Raw genomic sequence first — 1,069 nt, 5'->3', positions numbered from 1 at the left:
GCCGCTGAACACCGAGGAGGTCATGACGCAGGCCGGCGCCGGTGTGGACGACCTGACCGCCGTCTTCCGGCGCCCGCACCCGCCGACCGGGGGCTGCGGACGGCCGGGGGCTGAGCCGGGTCACCGGCCGCAGGCCGCCGCCAGGGCCGCCCGGGCGAGGGTGTCCGCCTGCCGGAAGAGCGCCGCACCGGCGCCGGCCCGGGCGCCGATCGCGGTGTTCCACTCGACGCCCTCCACCGGGATGCCGCAGGCGAACAGATCGGGCTGCGCCACGCCGTCCGCGCCGCACACCCGCCCGGTGGCCGGGTCCACGTCCAGCGCGCCGCTCGGCTCCGCCCCGCCCGGCCGGTGGGCGCGGCCCAGACCGGTGGCGAGCAGCGAGGCGAGCAACGGGCTGCCGGTGGTGGCCAGATCGGGGCCGGGCAGCCAGGCGTCCAGCAGCGCGCGGGTACGGACCGGGCGGCCCGTGACCGTGGCCGACCGCCCGGTGAACGCTCCGGCGGCCTCGTCCGTGCCCACGGTCAGCCCGGCTCCGGCGAACTCCACCACGCCCGCCTCGTGCAGGGCCAGGAGTTCGGCGGTCCTGGAGGCGGGCGGGCCGCTGGCGGTGTGCGCGCCGTACGCCCGGAACCAGCGCAGGTCCCGGACGCCGCGCGCGTTCAGCACCCCGGCCACCGCCAGCTTCCGCACCTGGGCCTTGGTCGCCGCGATGGCCGCCGCCGCCGCTTTCAGCGGGCTGTGCTCCGGATCCCGGGCGGCGGCCAGGTCGGCGCGCAGGAAGCCGCGCATCCAGTCGCCCAGCGCGCCCCGGTCCGGCACCGTGACACCGGCCAGCGGCCGGTCGAGTTCCGCGGGGTCGAAGCGGTCGGCCGGGTCGGGGAACGCCTCCGCCAGCAGCGCCGCCCACCGCGGCGAACCGTGGGGGACGGCCGCGTACCGCTCCAGGAACCGCTCGGCCGGCAGCCGGCACCGCTCCGGGCGCAGCCGCAGCGCCGTGGTGTACCAGGCGGCCCCGGCCCCGCTGTCCGCCGTCTTCCCGGCGCTGGCCCGCATGGTGGGCCGGGCGGGT

1 pseudogene is annotated in these 1,069 nt (G+C 79.5%); it reads right to left on the bottom strand.

What is annotated here, in order from left to right:
* Positions 1 to 120 precede the first annotated feature (120 nt).
* Positions 121 to 1,069, bottom strand: a pseudogene (locus tag ACFV5N_RS28005) (adenylate cyclase); the annotation flags it as partial.

It is taken from the genome of Streptomyces sp. NPDC059853 (assembly GCF_042731495.1).
Classification (GTDB): domain Bacteria; phylum Actinomycetota; class Actinomycetes; order Streptomycetales; family Streptomycetaceae; genus Streptomyces.
The sequence above is the reverse complement of the archived record's forward strand: the minus strand, read 5'-3'. Positions and strand labels throughout refer to the sequence as shown.